Source organism: Yoonia sp. BS5-3, from assembly GCF_038069655.2.
Classification (GTDB): Bacteria; Pseudomonadota; Alphaproteobacteria; order Rhodobacterales; family Rhodobacteraceae; genus Yoonia; species Yoonia phaeophyticola.
Genome location: NZ_CP150951.2, coordinates 2057067 through 2076326, shown reverse-complemented (window position 1 = coordinate 2076326; position 19260 = coordinate 2057067). Strand labels below are relative to the sequence as shown.

18 protein-coding genes are annotated in these 19260 nt (G+C 56.2%); 16 read left to right on the top strand and 2 right to left on the bottom strand.

Annotated features, from left to right (window positions below; translation table 11 throughout):
- The first annotated feature begins 47 nt into the window (after positions 1-47).
- The 3 genes from AABB29_RS10405 to murJ are packed head-to-tail and all read left to right on the top strand — an operon-like array spanning position 48 to position 5569.
- Positions 48-1232, top strand: a complete 1185-nt coding sequence (locus AABB29_RS10405; RefSeq protein WP_341366982.1) for a penicillin-binding protein activator — start codon at positions 48-50, stop codon at positions 1230-1232.
- The gene (locus tag AABB29_RS10400; protein WP_373636492.1) at positions 1192-4005 is read left to right on the top strand and encodes a [protein-PII] uridylyltransferase; all 2814 of its coding nucleotides are present in this window, start codon (positions 1192-1194) and stop codon (positions 4003-4005) included. The genes AABB29_RS10405 and AABB29_RS10400 overlap by 41 nt, the downstream gene beginning before the upstream one ends.
- A gap of 10 nt (positions 4006-4015) precedes the next feature.
- A complete protein-coding gene (gene murJ / locus AABB29_RS10395) occupies positions 4016-5569 on the top strand; it encodes a murein biosynthesis integral membrane protein MurJ (protein ID WP_341366983.1) in 1554 nt (517 codons plus the stop codon).
- On the opposite strand, the gene AABB29_RS10390 is transcribed toward murJ, so the two are convergent.
- Positions 5566-6372 (bottom strand): rhomboid family intramembrane serine protease, encoded by an 807-nt coding sequence (locus AABB29_RS10390; RefSeq protein ID WP_341366984.1) that lies wholly within the window; start codon positions 6370-6372, stop codon positions 5566-5568. The genes murJ and AABB29_RS10390 overlap by 4 nt on opposite strands.
- Between AABB29_RS10390 and trpS the strand changes: the two genes are divergently transcribed.
- The 13 genes from trpS (at position 6371) to AABB29_RS10325 (ending at position 17692) form a co-directional block, all read left to right on the top strand.
- On the top strand, positions 6371-7387 hold the full coding sequence (gene trpS, locus AABB29_RS10385) for a tryptophan--tRNA ligase (RefSeq protein WP_341366985.1): 1017 nt from the start codon (positions 6371-6373) through the stop codon (positions 7385-7387). The genes AABB29_RS10390 and trpS overlap by 2 nt on opposite strands.
- 248 nt (positions 7388-7635) lie before the next feature.
- Positions 7636-8091: a universal stress protein gene (locus AABB29_RS10380; protein WP_341366986.1), complete on the top strand. Its 456-nt coding sequence runs from the start codon at positions 7636-7638 to the stop codon at positions 8089-8091.
- Positions 8092-8185: 94 nt separating this feature from the next.
- Complete coding sequence (locus AABB29_RS10375) at positions 8186-8749, top strand: NifU family protein (protein ID WP_341366987.1); 564 nt, start codon at positions 8186-8188, stop codon at positions 8747-8749.
- Entirely contained in the window at positions 8739-9398 is a 660-nt protein-coding gene (gene tsaB, locus AABB29_RS10370; RefSeq protein ID WP_341366988.1) for a tRNA (adenosine(37)-N6)-threonylcarbamoyltransferase complex dimerization subunit type 1 TsaB, read from the top strand. Before AABB29_RS10375 ends, tsaB begins: the two co-directional genes overlap by 11 nt.
- Positions 9395-9814 (top strand): GNAT family N-acetyltransferase, encoded by a 420-nt coding sequence (locus tag AABB29_RS10365; protein WP_341366989.1) that lies wholly within the window; start codon positions 9395-9397, stop codon positions 9812-9814. Before tsaB ends, AABB29_RS10365 begins: the two co-directional genes overlap by 4 nt.
- A 186-nt stretch (positions 9815-10000) precedes the next feature.
- Positions 10001-10996 carry a BMP family ABC transporter substrate-binding protein gene (locus AABB29_RS10360; RefSeq protein WP_341366990.1) on the top strand — a complete coding sequence of 332 codons (996 nt, stop codon included), beginning with the start codon at positions 10001-10003 and terminating at the stop codon, positions 10994-10996.
- Positions 10997-11076: 80 nt separating this feature from the next.
- Positions 11077-12615 carry an ABC transporter ATP-binding protein gene (locus tag AABB29_RS10355; protein ID WP_341366991.1) on the top strand — a complete coding sequence of 513 codons (1539 nt, stop codon included), beginning with the start codon at positions 11077-11079 and terminating at the stop codon, positions 12613-12615.
- A complete protein-coding gene (locus AABB29_RS10350; protein ID WP_341366992.1) occupies positions 12615-13700 on the top strand; it encodes an ABC transporter permease in 1086 nt (361 codons plus the stop codon). The genes AABB29_RS10355 and AABB29_RS10350 overlap by 1 nt, the downstream gene beginning before the upstream one ends.
- A 2-nt stretch (positions 13701-13702) precedes the next feature.
- Complete coding sequence (locus AABB29_RS10345; protein WP_341366993.1) at positions 13703-14128, top strand: hypothetical protein; 426 nt, start codon at positions 13703-13705, stop codon at positions 14126-14128.
- The gene (locus AABB29_RS10340) at positions 14129-15097 is read left to right on the top strand and encodes an ABC transporter permease (protein WP_341366994.1); all 969 of its coding nucleotides are present in this window, start codon (positions 14129-14131) and stop codon (positions 15095-15097) included.
- The gene (locus AABB29_RS10335) at positions 15081-15887 is read left to right on the top strand and encodes a purine-nucleoside phosphorylase (protein ID WP_341366995.1); all 807 of its coding nucleotides are present in this window, start codon (positions 15081-15083) and stop codon (positions 15885-15887) included. Before AABB29_RS10340 ends, AABB29_RS10335 begins: the two co-directional genes overlap by 17 nt.
- Before the next feature lie 135 nt (positions 15888-16022).
- The gene (locus AABB29_RS10330) at positions 16023-16943 is read left to right on the top strand and encodes a sulfite exporter TauE/SafE family protein (protein WP_373636491.1); all 921 of its coding nucleotides are present in this window, start codon (positions 16023-16025) and stop codon (positions 16941-16943) included.
- Entirely contained in the window at positions 16943-17692 is a 750-nt protein-coding gene (locus tag AABB29_RS10325) for a TIGR02186 family protein (protein ID WP_341366996.1), read from the top strand. The genes AABB29_RS10330 and AABB29_RS10325 overlap by 1 nt, the downstream gene beginning before the upstream one ends.
- A gap of 6 nt (positions 17693-17698) precedes the next feature.
- On the opposite strand, the gene AABB29_RS10320 is transcribed toward AABB29_RS10325, so the two are convergent.
- Positions 17699-19225, bottom strand: coding sequence for an AAA family ATPase (locus tag AABB29_RS10320; protein ID WP_341366997.1), 1527 nt, complete (start codon positions 19223-19225; stop codon positions 17699-17701).
- Positions 19226-19260 lie beyond the last annotated feature (35 nt).

Here is a 19260-nt window from a genome sequence, read left to right as displayed (position 1 = left end):
AAAGGCCGGTGTTATTGCGGTCATACGATTCAGGAGGGATACCAACCATGTTTGCCCGTTTTCAGAACGCCCGCAAGCCAATGGCGCATCTTTTTGCGTTTCTATCGCTCGCATGGCTGGCCGCCTGCGACATCACCGTCGATCCAAATGCGAATGTCGGCCCCGAAATCGACCCGGACGATCCAGTGCAAGTTGCGCTGCTGGTTCCTGGTGGTTCGTTACAGTCAAATGACAATCTAATAGCACAAGACCTTGAGAACGCCGCCCGGCTGGCGATTGCGGATCTCGAGGGGGCAAAGATCGAGTTGCGTGTTTACAATACTGCGGGTGGTGACCCAACCCAGGCAGCCGCATCAGCTGCGCAAGCCGCAAACGAAGGTGCACAGATCATTATCGGGCCGCTCTATGGCGAGGCCGCGAATGCCGCTGGTGTCGCCGTAGCAAACGACAATATTAATGTTCTCGCATTCTCAAACACAACGACAATTGCGGGAGGAAATGTATTCGTTCTTGGCACTACATTCGATAATACGGCGCGACGTTTAGTAAGTTACGCAACAAGGCAAGGTATCAATCGTTACTCAATAGTGCATGCCCAGAATGATGGCGGCACGGTCGGTAGGGATGCAATCGCTAGCGCAGTGCAAGCCTATGGTGCTGAGCTTGTCGCAGTCGAAAGCTACGGGCTTTCTCAGCAGAGTATTTTCTCATCGACACGGAGAATTGTTTCGGCAATCCGCAACTCAGGCGCGCAGTCTGTTTTCATGACAGCTACGGGGAACGCTGACCTGCCAATTATTGCTACGGCACTGCCCGATGCTGGGCTGAACAATGACACTATCAGATTTATTGGTCTTAGCCGTTGGGATAGCCTGCCGCAGCTGGCGGATTTACCCGGACTGGACGGCGGTTTGTTCGCGATGCCTGAGAGATCGACAACGACCCTGTTTGAAAACCGCTATGCGGCAACTTATGGCTCGCGACCGCACCCTGTGGCCGGGCTAGCCTACGATGGTATTGCGGCTATTGGCGCACTGGTCGCATCTGGCAGTGATCAAGCACTGACGAAAGATGCTTTAACGACACCCCAAGGTTTTAGCGGTACTTCTGGCCCATTCCGTCTGCTACCCAATGGCCTGAACGAGCGGGCATTGGCTATTGCGACCATTCAAGACAAGCAGGTAGTGATCCTTGACTCAGCTCCACGCAGCTTTGGTAGCCCCGGGCTCTAACCCCGATACCGCGCAACACATCGACGCGCCGGATGGATTGATCTGTCCGGCGTCTTCTATTTTTGACCGTGACGCTGTGATTTCAGACATCATGACGTCGCTGTCCAATGGTATGCCTGAAAAGGATGTGCGCAAACTGACCGTCGCCAGGCTGACCGCTGCGCGCGACCAAGGGTTGGAGGCGATCAAAACCGCCTTTCGCGCCCAGCCATTTGCCGCCCGCCCGACCACCCGCGCCTATAGCTGGCTGACCGATCAGGTTATCGGCATCGTTATGCAGATCGCGCAGGAAATCCTGCACCCTTTGGCAACCCCCACAGATGGTGAACGTCTGTCCCTGATTGCAGTCGGCGGGTATGGGCGCGGCGAGATGGCCCCTTATTCGGATGTCGATCTGCTGTTTCTGACGCCATATAAAATCACCCCCTGGGCGGAAAGCGTCATCGAATCGATGCTTTATATTCTGTGGGATCTTAAATTGAAGGTTGGCCATGCCAGCCGCACCGTCAAAGACTGCCTGCGTCTGGCGCGTGAAGACTATACCATCCGCACCTCGCTTGTTGAGTATCGGCATCTGTTTGGTGATGAAAACCTCTCGGCTGAGTTGGGCGCGCGGCTTTGGTCTGATTTGTTCAAGACAACAGCCGGCGACTTCATTGAGGCCAAATTGGCCGAACGGGACAAGCGCCACACCAAACAGGGTGGCCAACGCTATGTAGTTGAGCCGAACGTCAAAGAGGGCAAGGGCGGTCTACGCGATCTGCAATCGCTTTTCTGGATCAGTAAATACGTCAATGACGTCAAAGACGCCGCTGATCTTGTCGATCTTAAGGTTTTCACGCCGCAAGAGTTTGAGACATTCGTCACCGCGGAGGATTATCTTTGGGCCGTGCGCTGCCATCTGCATTTGATCGCCGGGCGCGCAATGGACCAATTGACCTTTGATCTACAGGTCGAGGTCGCCAGCGCCATGGGCTACACTGATAAGGGCGGGCGCCGCGCGGTTGAGCATTTCATGCAATCCTATTTCAGGCAGGCCACCCGGGTTGGCGAGCTGACCCGGATTTTCCTGACCGCCCTAGAGGCGAACCATACCAAATCCGAACCCATGCTGGCCCGCTTATTGACCCGCCGCAAGCGGGCCAAGGCGCCTTATGCCATCAAGCAGAACCGATTGACGGTGGCCGACGAGACCGAATTTCTGGCCAATAAGCTAAATCTCTTACGCATTTTTGAGGAAGCTCTGCGCACCGGCACCTTGGTGCATCCCGATGCGATGCGCCTGCTGGCCGCCAATCTGCATCTGATCGATGCGGATATGCGCGAGGACAAAGAAGCCCGGCGCATTTTTCTTGATCTGATGCTGAAACATGGCAATCCCGAACGCGCGTTGCGCCGGATGAATGAGCTGGGTGTGCTCAGCGCATTCATCCCCGAATTTACGCCCATTGTCGCCATGATGCAGTTCAACATGTATCACCACTACACCGTCGATGAGCATACTATTCAATGCATCAGCCACCTTGCCCAGATTGAGCGCAAAGAGCTGATCGAAGAACTGCCAGTCGCGTCAGGTATTTTGGATCGGGGGATCAACCGCCGTGTCCTTTATGTGGCGTTGCTGCTGCACGATATTGGCAAAGGCCGGGATGAGGATCATTCGGTTCTGGGCGCACAGATGGCACGCAAGATCGCGCCGCGTCTTGGCCTGAACAAAAAGGAATGCGAGACTGTAGAATGGCTGGTCCGCAATCATCTGTTGCTGTCGGACGTCGCCCAAAAGCGCGACATTTCTGAACCGCGCACCATCAAGGGCTTTGCCAAAGCTGTCAAAACGGTTGAACGCCTTGACCTATTGACGGTGCTGACTGTCTGCGACATTCGCGGTGTCGGGCCGGGAACGTGGAACAACTGGAAAGCCGTGCTGATCCGCGATCTTTACAAATCCACTAAAGAGGCCCTGCAGACCGGTCTGGAAGATCTTAACCGTGACACGTTGGAGGCCGAAGGCAAACGCGCCTTGCGCGCTGCACTCAGCGACTGGGATGCCAAATCAATCAAGGCCGAGATTGGCCGGCATTACGGCCCCTATTGGCAAAGCTTACCGCTGTCAGCGAAGGTCGTCATCGCAGGTCTGCTGCGTGATATCCCGGATGACGAAATCCGTATCGATATCATGCTGGACGAGGATCGCGACGCAACCCGCGCCTGCTTTGCCATGGTTGACCATCCCGGCGTCTTCAGCCGCATGACCGGCGCGCTGGCGCTTGTCGGCGCCAATATCGTGGATGCGCGCAGCTATACCTCCAAAGATGGCTATGCGACCGCCGTCTATTGGATCCAAGATGGCGATGGCAGCCCTTATGAGGCATCCAGACTGCCCCGCCTGCGCAAGATGATTGAGCGTACGATGAAGGGCGAAGTCGTACCGCGTGATGCCCTGAAAGATAAGGACAAAATCCGCAAACGCGAACGCGCCTTTAGGGTTCCGACGACAATCAGCTTTGATAATGATGGCTCTGAGATTTATACGATCATCGAGGTCGACACCCGCGACCGTCCGGGTCTGCTGTTTGACCTGACGCGCACCCTGGCCAACAACAGTGTCTATATCGCCTCAGCTGTCATCGCGACCTATGGCGAGCAGGTCGTCGATACCTTTTACGTCAAGGACATGGTCGGCCTGAAATTCCACTCGGACACCAAGATTGCCAATCTCGAACGCAAGCTGCGCGAGGCGATTGTCCAAGGTGCAGAAAGAGCGAACGCATGAAGGCATACCAATGAAACCGATCCGCCTGATGGCCGGTTTCTTTACGGTCGGCTTATGGACGTTGCTAAGCCGCGTCCTGGGCTTTGTCCGTGACATCATGATTGCGGCTTATCTGGGCACCGGCCCTGCGGCAGAGGCCTATTTTGTCGCATTTTCGCTGCCCAACCTGTTTCGCCGTTTCTTTGCCGAAGGCGCGTTCAATATGGCCTTTGTCCCGATGTTTTCCAAAAAGCTCGAAGCCGATGAAGCCCCCCACAAATTTGCACAGGATGCCTTTGTCGGGCTTGGTAGCATTCTGATCATTTTCACCATTGTGGCGATGATCTTTATGCCTGTGCTGGTGACCCTTATGGCCAGCGGCTGGCGCGGTACGGAGCGGTTTGATCTAGCCGTCCAATATGGCCGGATCGCCTTTTGCTACATCCTTTTCATCTCATTATCGGCCCTTCTGTCGGGCGTTCTGAACGCGACGGGCCGCTTTGCAGCCGCTGCAGCGGCCCCAGTTTTGTTGAACGTCATTCTGGTCGCCACCTTGATCATCGGCGCCGCTGTGCTGGACCGCGCAGATCAAAGCGGTATGGGCCGTTTGCTTGTCTACGCAATCCCGCTTGCCGGCCTGGCCCAACTGGCCCTTGTCTGGTTTGCCGCAAAGCGCGCTGGTTTCTCCCTTGGTTTCAGCCGCCCGCACATGACGCCAGAGCTGAAACGTCTGGCCATCATCGCCGCCCCAGCGGCACTGGCTGGAGGTGTTGTGCAAATCAACCTGCTGGTTGGCCGTCAGGTGGCCAGCTATTTTGATGGAGCGCTCGCCTGGTTGAACTATGCCGATCGGCTTTACCAACTGCCTCTTGGGGTTGTTGGCATCGCGGTCGGCATCGTTCTGTTGCCAGAGCTATCCCGCAGGCTGCGCGCAGGCGACGCAGCAGGTGGGCGCGATGCGTTTAACCGCGCATCCGAGATCAGCCTGGCACTGACCATCCCAGCCGCCATTGCCTTGATGGTTATTCCCGTCCCCCTTGTCAGCGTCTTATTCGAACGCGGCGCGTTCACCGCCGAAGCCACCCAATCAACCGCGTTGGCGGTTGCGATCTATGGGCTGGGCCTGCCTGCATTTGTCTTACAAAAGACATTGCAGCCGCTGTTTTTTGCACGCGAAGACACAAAGCGCCCATTCTACTATGCGGTGGCGGCCATGGTCTTGAATGCAGTGCTGGCCATTGGCCTATCGCCGCTGATTGGCTTTGCGGCGGCCGCGATCGGCACGACGCTGACGGGCTGGGCGATGGTTGTTTTGCTGGTACGCGGCACCCGCACGATGGGGGATGCCGCCAAGCTAGACACCCAATTCAAAACCCGTCTGCCACGGATTGTGATTGCGGCCATCGGAATGGGTATCGTTCTTGCGGTTGCTTCACAGATCATGGGACCGTGGTTTGATCTGGCCAGGCTGCGTTATCTGGCCTTGCTCGCCCTCGTTCTGACCGGGATGGCAAGCTATTTTGCAATCGGTCAAACCATCGGCGCGTTCAAATTATCCGAATTTCGGCGTAGTCTGCGCGGCTAAGCCCTTTGGCGCATCCGCGCCAGAAACCGCCCCCAGCCTCCAGGTGCAAGAAGCACAGCCATCAGAAAACCCGCCGCAAACCCACTAAGCTCTGCGATCCATGTTGGCGGCGGCGCCACCTCATAGAGAAAGCCTGAGACGATGCCGAAGACGAGTTGCAGGAACAGCAGCACGCCGATCAGGCGAAAGGCTTTCAGTTGATTTTCGTTCCGTTTGCCCAACTGCAGCCATAACGCGTAGGTATACGCGCCGATCAGCCCGTAAACGGGCGTGAACCCACCCAGTAGTGGAAATTGCCCATCAACTAAAAGACCGTAGACTACCGCACCTGCAACAGCAGTCAAAAAATATACGGCCCCGGTTTTGAAACTGCCGTAGAACTCTGCCGTGAACTTACCCAAGGCCAACGTCAGTGCCGCGCAAAATGCGACCTGGGTCAGGGCCATATTGATAAACGGATAGGTCACAAAGCGGATCAACATATCAAAAGAGTAATCGCCGCCCGTCAACACACGGTCCAGCACATTGGGCGAATAGCCATATTGGTTGACCGCGTCCAAACGCCAGCCAATGGCTGTCGGGCCGCCAATCACACCATGTTCTGCCAGTTGAAAAAACGCCTCAATTCCAATGATCAATAGCGCAAGCGCCACGATAAGCGGTGGAAGCGCGTTGAACGGGCTTTCAAGCGGGGTGTCTTGCTCAGGCTCCATATCGATCGTCCGGGGCTGTTGAAGTTGACGGGTGCGTCTGGCATGGGTATGCGACCCCTGCCCTGAAATCCAGCCCGGACTTTGCACCATGACTGATACATCTTTCACACCGCGCGTTTTTTCGGGGATCAAACCCTCGGGTGGGTTGACCTTGGGCAATTATCTGGGCGCGATCAAACGGTTCGTCGGGATGCAGGGGCAGATGGAGACGATCTACTGCGTTGTTGATTTGCATGCCATCACCGTTTGGCAGGACCCCAAAGAGCTGGCCAATATGACCCGAGAAGTCGCAGCTGGCTATCTGGCGGCTGGTCTGGACCCGAGCCAGTCAATCCTTTTTAACCAAAGCCAGGTCCCTGCCCATGCAGAGCTGGGCTGGATCTTTAATTGCGTCGCCCGTGTCGGCTGGATGAACCGGATGACCCAGTTCAAAGACAAAGCTGGCGCCAATGCCGAAAAGGTATCGCTGGGTCTTTATGCCTATCCGTCACTGATGGCCGCCGATATTTTGCTGTATCACGCGACCCATGTGCCCGTTGGCGAAGATCAAAAACAGCATGTCGAGCTGACCCGCGATATCGCGGCCAAGTTTAATCACGACTTTAAAGCGGATTTCTTTCCGATGACCGACCCGGTGATCGAAGGCCCTGCCATGCGCATCATGAACTTACGCGATGGCACAAAGAAAATGTCGAAATCCGGTGAAAGCGATATGGAACGCATCAACATGACCGATGATGCGGACCGGATTGCCAAGAAATTCAAGAAGGCCAAAACTGACCCGGAGCCTTTACCCGAAACAGTCGAAGGTCTGGCCGATCGTCCCGAAGCCCGCAATCTCGTTGAGATTTACGCCGCCCTTGACGACACAACACCCGAAGCCGTTATTGCCCAATATCCGGGTGCGGGCTGGGGTACATTCAAGCCTGCGCTTGCGGATTTGGCCGTGGCAAAACTGGCCCCGATTTCGGATGAGATGGCGCGTCTTATGAATGATCCGGCCGAGATTGACCGCATCCTTGGCGCGGGCGCCGAAAAAGCCCGCGCGATTGCGGATCCTATTCTGCGCAAGACATATGATATTGTGGGTTTGCTCCGTTCCTGATCGGGGCGTCCGTTCTGTCACAAAATTGAATCCATCAAATGCGACCGTTGGTGTGGCAGGTCACAAACCTGCCCCCAAGCAGCGTCTTGTCCCGTCCCTTGCTGCCTTGGTCTTGCAAGCGTCCGGTGTTCCCCGGCACCGGACGCCCATGACCGCTAGCCACAAAGATCAATGCACTTCCCCATGCGCAACAATCGTTGCCACCGCCTGCATGTTGCGGCACAGTTGGCCACCAGAGGGAGTCGATCATGCGTAAATTTCTCGTCGTTCTTGACGATAGCCGGGAATGTTTGAATGCAATGCGCTTTGCGGCAATGCGCGCCGCGCATTCAGGTGGCGGCGTCGCAATCCTGTCGATCATCCCCCCAGATGAGTTCAATCATTGGATCGGCGTCGGGGAAATCATGCGCGCCGAGGCCCGCGAGCGGATCGAAGTTCATTTCGAAGTCTTTGCAAAATGGATGCGCGACAAACAAAATGTTCACCCTGAGCTGGTCATTCGTGAGGGCGAGCCGCTTGATGAAATCATGAACCAGATCAAGGAAGATCCTGAGATTGGCGTTCTTGTGTTGGGTGCAGGCAATGACGGTAAAGGACCTGGTCCACTGGTCACGCATCTGAGCCGCCAATCCGGCAGCTTGCCGATCCCGATCACGATTGTACCCGGGGATTTGCCGAAAGAACGGCTTGAGGCGATCACTTGATTGTGGCCACACCCGAAACTTAGAACCGTTCTAATCCTTGACATATGCACCACGCAGGCGCATATCTGAAGCCTGACAAAAAGGGTTTCCCGCTATGTTTATCCAGACCGAATCCACACCGAACCCCGCGACACTAAAGTTCCTACCCGGGCAAAATGTGCTTGAGGCTGGCACGGCTGACTTCCCCAGCGCCGAGGCGGCAGAGCATTCGCCACTGGCCAAACGTATCTTTGGCACTGGCAGCGTTGAGGGCGTGTTCTTTGGCACTGATTTTGTGACGGTTACGAAATCCGATGATGTAGAATGGGATCATATCAAACCCGGCATCCTGGGCGCGATCATGGAGCATTACCAATCGGGTCAACCTGTCATGGCCGCAGACCATGCCCCCGCCACCGGGCATGCAGAACATACCGGTGAAGACGCTGAAATTGTCGGCCAGATCAAAGAGCTTCTCGATACCCGTGTGCGCCCCGCTGTCGCGCAAGATGGCGGTGACATTACATTTCACGGGTTTGATCGGGGCGTTGTCTATTTGCACATGCAAGGCGCTTGCGCCGGGTGCCCATCTTCAACACTGACATTGAAAATGGGGATCGAAAATCTTCTGCGGCACTACATCCCCGAGGTGGTCGAGGTACGGCCCGTTGCCGCCTGAACCCAAACTGATTGTCTTTGATACATCGGCGGCGCATTGCGCCGCCGCTTTGTTGTTGGGCGATCAAGTCATCACCCGCATCGATGAAATGGCCAAAGGTCAGGCCGAGCATTTGATGCCAATGCTCAATGAAATGTTGGCAGAGTATGGTCTTGCTTGGTCCGATCTGCATGCCATCGGCGTTGGGATTGGCCCCGGTAATTTCACCGGAATACGCATTTCTGTCGCCGCCGCGCGCGGACTTGCGTTGGGCCTGGGCAAACCGGCCATTGGTATTTCGACCCTCGAAGCCCAAGCGTACGGGCTAGAAGGCCGCATTTTGTCATGCCTCGATGCGCGCCGGGATCGGGTTTATGCACAGATGTTTCTAGGCGATGGACCGATTTCGGATGCGGCGATCTACGATACAGTGGACCCACACCTGCGCCAGATCAACGGCGACCCGCCGCGCCTTGTCGGGCCCGTCGCAGATATGTTGTCCGGCATCACGGGACTTGCGGTCGCACAGCAAAACAGCCCGACAATCGGGGCAATGGCACGCATCGCTGCCAGCAGGATCGGCACGGATCATACACGTCCCTCGCCACTGTACATTCGCAGCGCTGACGCCGCCCCGCCGCGTGATCGCGCGCCAAAGATCCTCACATGACACCGGCGGCGCTTGCGCAACTGCACAGCAAGGCCTTTCGCGAGACCCGCGCATGGACCGAGACTGAGTTCAGCGCGCTTTTGGGGCAAAAGGGGGTGCAATTGCATGGGGATACGCACTGCATAGTCCTGACAAGGGTGATCGCAGATGAGGCCGAGATACTTACGCTTGCAACAGATCCCGCCTTTCGCCGAAAGGGGCTTGCCCGTGATGCTTTGGCTGATGCTGAAGCAGACTGCGTAAACGCTGGCGCAACACGGATGTTTTTGGAAGTCGCCGAAAACAATGCAGCCGCCTTGGCCCTCTATTCAGGGGCGGGCTATGGGCAGGTTGGGTATCGGCCCGGATATTATCTGCCTAAAGATGGGGCACCTATCGGTGCTTGTGTCCTGAGCAAGGACATTGGCGCAAGATAACGCGGCGTCAGGCGGCAGATAAGTCGCAAATATGGCCGCAACTCTGGCCCTAAGCACCAAAAACCTGTTGATCTTCCCAGCAAGGCAAGGCCTTATCTTACGATGACCCGACAAAGATCGGCTCGGCTTTAAACTGAGGGGCGTGTTTTGCGCGAACCCCTTCTTGTAACGACTTGGGAGACAAATATGACCCTTATTCAAAAATTTCTTGGTGCATCCGCCGCAGTGGCACTGACAGCCGGTGCGGCCTCTGCCGACCCTGCCATCTTGTTCGATCTTGGCGGCAAGTTTGACAAGTCTTTCAACGAAAGCGCCTATAACGGTGCCGAGCGTTGGGCGGCAGAAACAGGCGGTTCTTATGCCGAGGTTGAAATCCAATCCGATGCACAGCGTGAGCAGGCGATCCGCCGCTTTGCTGAATCAGGCGCCAATCCGATTGTGATGGCAGGCTTTTCCTGGGCAACACCCTTGTCCGAGGTCGCAGCTGACTATCCAGACACAAAATTTGCGATCATCGACATGGTTGTCGATGCGCCAAACGTCCGCTCTGTTGTGTTCAATGAGCATGAAGGTTCTTACCTTGTTGGCATGATGGCAGCGATGGCATCCGAGACAGACACCGTGTCTTTCGTCGGCGGCATGGATATCCCGCTGATCCGCAAATTTGCCTGCGGTTATGCCCAGGGCGTCAAGGCGGTGAATGCAGATGCAACTGTCATTTCCAACATGACCGGCACGACGCCTGCTGCTTGGAACGATCCGGTAAAAGGCTCTGAGCTGACACTGGCGCAAATCAGCCAGGGTTCCGACGTTGTCTTTGCTGCTGCCGGTGGTACCGGCGTTGGTGTTCTGCAAACGGCCGCTGACGAAGACATCCTGTCCATCGGCGTTGATGCAAACCAAAACTACCTGCACCCCGGTGAGGTTCTGACATCTATGATGAAGCGCGTCGATAACGCGGTTTATGAGGCCATGTCACAAGGCGTCGACCTGGAAACAGGCTTTAACGTGATGGGCGTTGCAAATGAAGGCGTTGGCTATGCGCTGGATGAGTTCAACGCGGAACTGGTATCTGATGAAATGAAAGCCGCAGTTGATGCAGCAGCGGCGCAAATGGCGGACGGATCGCTGGTCGTACATGACTATTCAAGCGACGAAACCTGCCCGGCGCTTGACTTCTAAGACCGCCAGATAGGCCACAAAAACAGAGGCCGCGCAGATGTTTTCCGCGCGGCCTTTTGCATTCAGGAGCGCATATCGCAATGACCGACATAGCCCCCGCTATTGAGCTAAAAGGCATTTCCAAGGCATTCGGACCAGTCCAGGCAAACAAGGATATTTCGATCCGCGTGATGCCCGGCACAATCCACGGGATTATTGGTGAGAACGGAGCGGGCAAATCGACGCTGATGTCGATTTTGTATGGTTTTTACAAAGCAGATGCCGGGGAAATCTTCATCTCAGGTCGCAAAACTGCAATTCCTGACAGCCAAGCAGCGATTGCTGCGGGCATCGGCATGGTGTTCCAGCACTTTAAGCTGGTTGAAAACTTCACTGTCCTCGAAAACATCGTTTTGGGTGCCGAAGATAGCGGACTACTGCGTCCGTCACTGACCCGCGCCCGCCGCGAGCTGAAAAGTCTCGCTGAAGAATATGAACTGAACGTCGACCCTGACGCCTTGATCGAAGAGGTCGGCGTCGGGATGCAACAGCGTGTCGAAATCCTGAAAGCGCTCTACCGCAAGGCCGACATCCTCATTCTGGACGAACCCACCGGGGTTCTGACCCCTGCCGAGGCCGACCACCTGTTTCGCATCCTCGAAAACCTGAAACGCGAAGGTAAGACGATCATCCTAATCACGCATAAACTGCGTGAAATCATGGACATCACCGACACGGTCAGCGTGATGCGGCGGGGCGAGATGACCGCAACCGTCAAGACCGTCGACACAAGCCCGCCTGAGCTGGCCGAACTGATGGTAGGCCGCAAGGTTCTGTTGCGGGTTGATAAAGCACCTGCGCAGGTCGGGCATAAGATTCTTGAAGTCAAAGACCTGAATGTGACCGATGACAAAGGCGTTCACCGGGTCAAAGGTGTCAGTTTCGATGTGCATGCTGGTGAAATCCTCGGGATCGCTGGGGTTGCGGGCAACGGCCAATCGGAATTGCTTGAGGTCTTGGGCGGCTATGGCGCCGCCACCGGGACAATTATGGTCAATGGCGAGGAAATTGACCTCACGGGTGCGAAATCTGACGGGCAAAGCCGCCGCGCGCGCGGGATCAGCCATGTACCCGAGGATCGGCAGCGCGAGGGGCTGATCATGGACTTTCAGGCCTGGGAAAACACCGCTTTCGGCTATCACCATGACGCGCGCTATCAACGCTCAAAACTGTTTATGGATCATGCAGCAATCCGGCAGGATACCGAAGAAAAGATGGCCCGTTTCGACGTGCGGCCCCCTGACCCAAAGCTGGCAGCCAAGAACTTTTCCGGCGGAAATCAACAAAAAGTCGTGCTCGCCCGCGAGATTGAGCGCAACCCTGATTTACTGCTGATCGGGCAACCCACACGAGGCGTAGACATCGGTGCCATCGAATTCATCCACCAGCAGATTGTTGCACTTAGGGATCAGGGCAAAGCTATTTTGTTAGTTTCCGTAGAGTTAGAGGAAATTTTGTCGCTCTCAGATCGCATCGCCGTTATGTTCGACGGAAAAATGATGGGCGAACGCATGCCTCAAGAAACGGACGAAAAAGAACTGGGCCTTCTCATGGCAGGTATGAGCGGAGAACCAGCGTAATGGACGCGATGCCAAAATGGGCTGACGTGATCTTGATCCCACTGATCTCGATCCTGCTTGCGGCTGTGCTGTCTGCGCTTGTGATCTTGGCAATTGGCGAAAGCCCGTTGGCCGCACTGCAATTGATGATCGAAGGCGCGCTTGGGTCCACCTACGGCTGGGGCTACACGCTCTATTACGCAACAAACTTCATTTTCACTGGCTTGGCTGTGTCGATTGCCTTTCATGCGCGCCTGTTCAACATCGGCGGTGAGGGGCAAGCCGTCCTTGGCGGGCTTGGCGTTGCCTTAGCCTGTCTATACATCCCGTGGCCCCATTGGACGCTCGCACTCTTGGGCGCATCCGTGATGGCCGCAATCTTTGGCGCGGCCTGGGCTGCAATCCCAGCATTCCTGCAAGCAAAACGCGGCAGCCACATCGTGATCACAACGATCATGTTCAACTTTATCGCGGCAGCTTTGCTGAACTATCTGCTGATCGGCGCTTTGAAAGCCCCAGGGATGGAGCCCGCAACACCCAAATTCCCAGAAGCGACGCAACTGCCGTCTTTCCAAGACATGTTCAGCTTCGGTGAAACACCGCTGTTTCGCGGTGCCCCGGCGAATGTGACCTTCTTTGTGGCCATCGCGGCCTGCGTCCTTGTCTGGGCGCTGATCTGGCGGACGCGGCTGGGCTATGAAATCCGGTCCTTCGGACAATCCGAATCGGCCGCAAAATACGCGGGCATCAGCCCGACCAAGATCATTATGGTTTCCATGCTTATCTCAGGCGCACTCGCCGGCATGATGGCCATCAACAACGTACAGGGCGAGGCCGAACGGCTGGTCCTGAACGCAGTGGAGGGGGCGGGCTTTATTGGCATCGCCGTCGCACTGATGGGGCGCAACCATCCTTTCGGGGTATTGGTGGCGGCCCTTCTTTTCGGCTTTCTATATCAAGGCGGCGCAGAACTCGCCCTATGGACGTCGATACCCCGTGAGTTGATCATCGTAATACAGGCATTGGTGATCCTCTTTACGGGCGCACTGGACAATATGGTGCGCATGCCGCTGCAGCGGTTATTCCTGAGCATGAGGAGAGCATAATAATGAAAATGACAGGACCACTCAAAATAGGTGTCGAAGACGACACCGGTGCAGATCTGGGCTTTGTGCTCAGCTGTCTGGCACTTGGCATGATCACAATGGAGGAATTCCATCAATGGATTCACATGGTGATCGAAAACATCCCCGGCAACGACGTGCCCCCGCATCTGATCGCGCTTCTGGCGGTCAAGAACCGGGCCAACGTCTTTCGGCCAAATGAAGCCGTGATGCGCCGCATCCCGCATGATCCGTTCATCACGGACGAGCGTTTCGACGCCATGCTGGGGCTGCAGTTTTTCATGCGGCGCGACAAACCGCAGGCAAACGACATCACCCAGGCCGAGGCCGAAGATGCCCTGCGCAGCAATCCGGAAGTGGCTGACCGCTTCTTCGCCCTCTTCCCCTTCCTGATGGAGAAAGCAGCCTAAATGGACTTTGCGACCCTTCTACAAATGCTGGACGCCACGTTGCGTCTGGCAACCCCGCTTTTGCTGGCCTGTCTTGCAGGCCTGTATTCCGAGCGGGCCGGTATTTTTGATATCGGGTTGGAAGGGAAAATGCTCGCAGCAGCGTTTTTGTCAGCGGCAATAGCCGCTGTATCAGGCAGTGTCTGGCTAGGACTTTTGGCGGGCATCTGTGCCTCGATGAGCCTCTCGGTCATCCACGGCCTTGCCTCAATCACCTTTCGCGGAAATCAATTGATCTCCGGTGTTGCGATCAATTTCCTTGCCGCCGGTTTAACCGTGGTCATCGCACAAAGCTGGTTTTCCCAAGGTGGACGGACTCCACAATTATCTGGCGGGGCACGTTTTAATCCGATCACACTGCCTTTTGCGGAAACCTTGCAAAATGTGCCCATCATTGGGCCGATCTATTATGAACTTATTTCCGGTCACACTGCCTTGGTCTATGTGGCACTCTTGATGGTGCCCCTGACGTGGTGGGTGTTATACCGGACCCGCTTTGGTCTGCGCCTGCGCGCCGTGGGTGAAAACCCTGCGGCAGTTGATACTGCAGGTGTATCGGTTATCTGGCTGCGTTACGCGGCAGTGGGCATCTGCGGCATCCTATGCGGTATTGCCGGGGCCTACTTGGCCACAGCGTTGCAAGCCGGTTTTGTCAAAGACATGAGCGCCGGACGTGGGTTTATCGCCCTGGCCGCCCTGATCTTTGCGAAATGGCGGCCTTGGTACGCGCTTTATGCCTGCCTGCTCTTCGGCTTCTTGCAGGCGATGTCGCTGCGGCCTGACGTCATCGAAAGAGTGCTCAGCTTCCAAGTGAACGGACAACTGCTTGACGTACTGCCCTATATCCTGACGGTCGTCATTCTTGCGGGCTTTGTCGGCAAGGCCATCCCCCCACGTGCCGGAGGCGACCCGTATGTCAAAGAACGCTAAAGCCCTCGCCACCCAAATCAGAGCCACCGCAGGGGACGCCCCGGTCAGTATCGGTCTGATCCTGGGGTCAGGCCTTGGGCATATCGCCAACACCGTTGATGGGGTCAGCATCCCCTACAGCGACCTACCCGGATTTCCCCATGCGGGTGTCTCGGGGCACAACCCTAATCTTGTGATTGGCGATCTGGAAGGGGTCCGGGTTGCGGTCTTCGGCGGGCGTGCGCATTACTACGAAAGTGGCAAAGCGGATGTGATGCGGCTGCCCTTGGAAGTGCTCAAAGAACTGGGCGCGGATACAATGATCGCAACGAACGCCGCCGGATCGATGCGGCCCGATATGCCGACCGGTTCGATCATGTGCCTGACCGACCACATCAACTTTTCCGGGCTGAACCCTTTGATCGGCGAGCCGACAGATGCGCGGTTTGTACCTATGACCGACGCCTATGATCCAGCGCTGCAGCAGGCATTGCGGGCCGCGGCAGAGGGCTCTGACACAGAAATGGCCGAGGGCGTCTATGCCTGGTACTCGGGCCCGTCCTTCGAAACCCCGGCCGAAATCAAGGCCATTGCCATGCTTGGGGCAGACGCTGTGGGCATGTCAACCGTGCCCGAAGTGATCCTGGCGCGGTTTCTGGGGCTGAAGGCGGCGGCGATATCGACCATCACGAACATGGCCGCCGGCATGAGCGATGAATCAATCAGTCACGAACATACCAAAGCCATGGCACCCATCGGCGCCGCCAAGCTGGAAACTGTTCTACGCAGCTTTTTGAAGGCCCGCGCATAGGTCCAGATCCTTCGCACCGATAGCTCCACGTGACGGAAATGCTGCAATTGCAGCATAAACTGCGCCACAGCATTTGACAGGCGGCACCGAAATCGTTTTGGTGTCGCGCAGGGGCACAAGCGCCCGGAATAGTTCATGCAGATTTATCTTCCCATCGCCGAGGTTTCGGTGAACGCTTTCCTGTTACTCGGGCTTGGCGGGATTGTGGGCGTCTTATCTGGCATGTTTGGTGTCGGCGGCGGCTTTCTGATGACACCGCTTTTGTTCTTTATCGGCATTCCACCGGCTGTGGCCGTAGCGACCGAAGCAAACCAGATCGTCGCCTCATCCTTTTCCGGCGTTCTTGCGCATCTCAAACGAAAGACCGTCGATCTGAAAATGGGAACGGTGCTGCTGATCGGGGGCCTAATCGGATCAGGCCTTGGGATCATGCTGTTTAACTACCTGAAGTCGCTGGGTCAGGTCGAGCTGTTGGTACAGCTGTGCTATGTCGTCTTTCTGGGCATGATCGGCACGCTGATGTTCATCGAAAGCCTTAAAGCGATCCGCAAAGCCAGCAAAGCAGGCGGCGCACCGATGCCAACGCGCCGTAAACATAATTGGGTACATAACCTGCCCTTCAAGATGAAGTTTCGGGTATCGGGGCTTTATATCTCGGTCATCCCGCCGCTTTTGGTTGGGGTTTTGGTTGGTGTTCTTGCTGCAATCATGGGTGTCGGGGGGGGCTTTATCATGGTGCCCGCCATGATCTACCTGTTGGGCATGCCCACGAAAGTGGTGGTCGGAACCTCGCTGTTCCAAATCATCTTTGTGACTGCATTTACCACGATGCTGCATGCGACCACGAACTACACTGTTGACGTAGTGCTCGCTGTCTTGCTGCTGGTTGGCGGTGTTATTGGCGCACAAATTGGCACCCGGATCGGGGTCAAGATGAAGGCTGAGCAGCTGCGTATTCTGTTGGCCATTATGGTGCTCGCCGTCTGCGGCAAACTGGCCTTTGATCTTCTGGTGCAGCCAGCCGAGCTGTATTCGCTTGGCGCAGGAGGTCACTGATGCTCCGCCTGCTCATCCTAATGCTGTCCCTGGCTGCCCCCGCAAAGGCCGAAGAAATTGTACTTGGCCTCAGCCGGGACCAAGTGGCGATCACCGCCACATTCGAAGGGTCCGAAATCCTGCTATTCGGCGCAATCAAGCGCGAAGCCCCGATCCCCGACAAAAGCGAACTTGGCGTCATCGTGACAGTCGCTGGCCCTGATCTGCCTGTCACCGTGCGGCGTAAAGACAGGCGGCTGGGGATCTGGGTAAATAGCGATGAGGTCGAGGTTGACTCAGCTCCTTCATTTTATGCAGTTGCCACAAATGCCCCAATAGGCGACGTTCTGCGCGATGTTGAGGACCTGCGATATCGCATCACAATCCCACGCGCCATTCGTTCTGTCGGGGCTGGGGTCAATGATAGCCCTGCTTTCACGCAAGCGTTGATCCGTATCCGCGCCGGAGAAGAGCTGTACCAAGTCCTGGAAGGCAAGGTAGACCTTGAGGACGAAACGCTTTTTCGTACAGCGATCACTCTGCCTGCCAATCTGACCGAGGGTGAATACGAAGCGCGGATTTTCCTAACCCGCAATGGGCGGGTGATCGATGAATATCTGACGACAATTCCGGTTCAAAAAGTTGGGCTCGAACGCTGGCTGTACAATCTGGCCCATGAAAACGCGTTTCTCTACGGGCTGATGTCGCTGGCCATTGCAATCGCAGCAGGTTGGGGCGCTTCTGCGGCATTCACAATGCTACGCCGCTAAGCGGGCTTAGCCTTCCTCGCTTTTTAGCTCAAGCGGGGCTTGGGGCACAGCAAGATCATCAATGCGCAGAACACCTTCAGGACGGCCAAGGCGGTTGCGCACCACCCAGCGCAATTGCGTCTCTGCCCGCGTGATCGCCACATAGGCCAGTCGCTTCCACAATGGTTGGCCCGCCTCTACGCGTCCCATGCGCGACGCGGCGTAAATATCCGGTGCAAAAACCTGCACCGTGTCCCATTGCGACCCTTGCGCTTTATGTATTGTGACGGCTGCACCATGCAGAAAAGTGGCGCCCATGCTGGCAGCAAAAGGGATAAATGGTTCTTCTTCGCCGCCCTGTTCGATTTTGACAATGCTGGCAACGCCGACGCGCGGGTCCTCGGCACCCATGACATGCAGTTTGGAAAACCCGGGGCGCTTTCCCGGCCCCAGATAGATAACCTGCGCGCCCTTAATCAGGCCCTTCGCCTCAAGATCAAGTCGTCTTTTGCGATGTTTCAGTGGCAATTCGATACCGTCGCAAATCAGGGGCTCACCTGCAAGCAGCTCATCCGCGGGGGCATTAAAGGCCGCCCGAAACGCATGGATCAAACGGATGCGGGTCGCATTGCGCCAGACCAAACAGGGTGATCGGGCCATCAGATCAGCCTCAACACGCTGCGCCAGCACGACACGTTCATCCGTCTTCGCAGCCTCTTCGACCATCTGTTCAAAGCTGCGAAAATCAAGCTGCGGATCGGCCAAAGCATGCGCCAGATCAAGGATCGGATTACCGGCATCTTGTCTATGGATACGGTTCAAGGTCAGAACACGTTTTTCTGGCAGCGTTTCAAACACCATGCCGCCAGAACTTTGTACAGGAGGCAATTGCGCCGGATCACCAAATAGAAGAAGCGTCGGGAAAATCTCTTGCAGGTCCGAGAACTGCTTTTCATCAAGCATCGAGCTTTCATCGACGAACCCGATATCCAAAGGCTCTTCCCGACGTTTCCAACCTGTAATGAAATCAGACCCGCGCAGCCCAGCGGCAGCCAGCGCCGCCGGAACGGATTTATTTGCCTGGTAAGAAGAAAACGCGCGATCAAGCGCGATTTCAGTCAGGCCTTCAATTTCAGGGCGCTCCCCCTGCCCGGCAAGCCATTCAGCAACCTTTTCGTATTCGGGATCATAAACCGGCGTATAAAGAATGCGGTGAATGGTCGTGGCAGGCACGCCGCGATTACGCAAGACACTGGCGGCTTTATTGGTAGGCGCCAAAATGGCCAAGGTGCGCCGGTCCTTGCGTTTCTTGCCTTCCCAATCACCCGAAATAACGTCAACGCCCGCCTCTTCCAACGCCTCATAGAGCTTAGCAAGAAGCATCGTCTTGCCGGATCCAGCTTTGCCAATCACGGCCAACACAGACGTGCTATCGGCCTGCGGCGGTTGCAGCAGACTGTCGTCAAGATCGACACCTGATTGACGCATCGCGAGCGCAACGCTGTCCCAGGCCTCGGCCTGATCGTCGGAGAATGTAATGTTGGGTGCGTTCATGCCGCGACACTATCTTGGCTGTCGCGGCATCACCA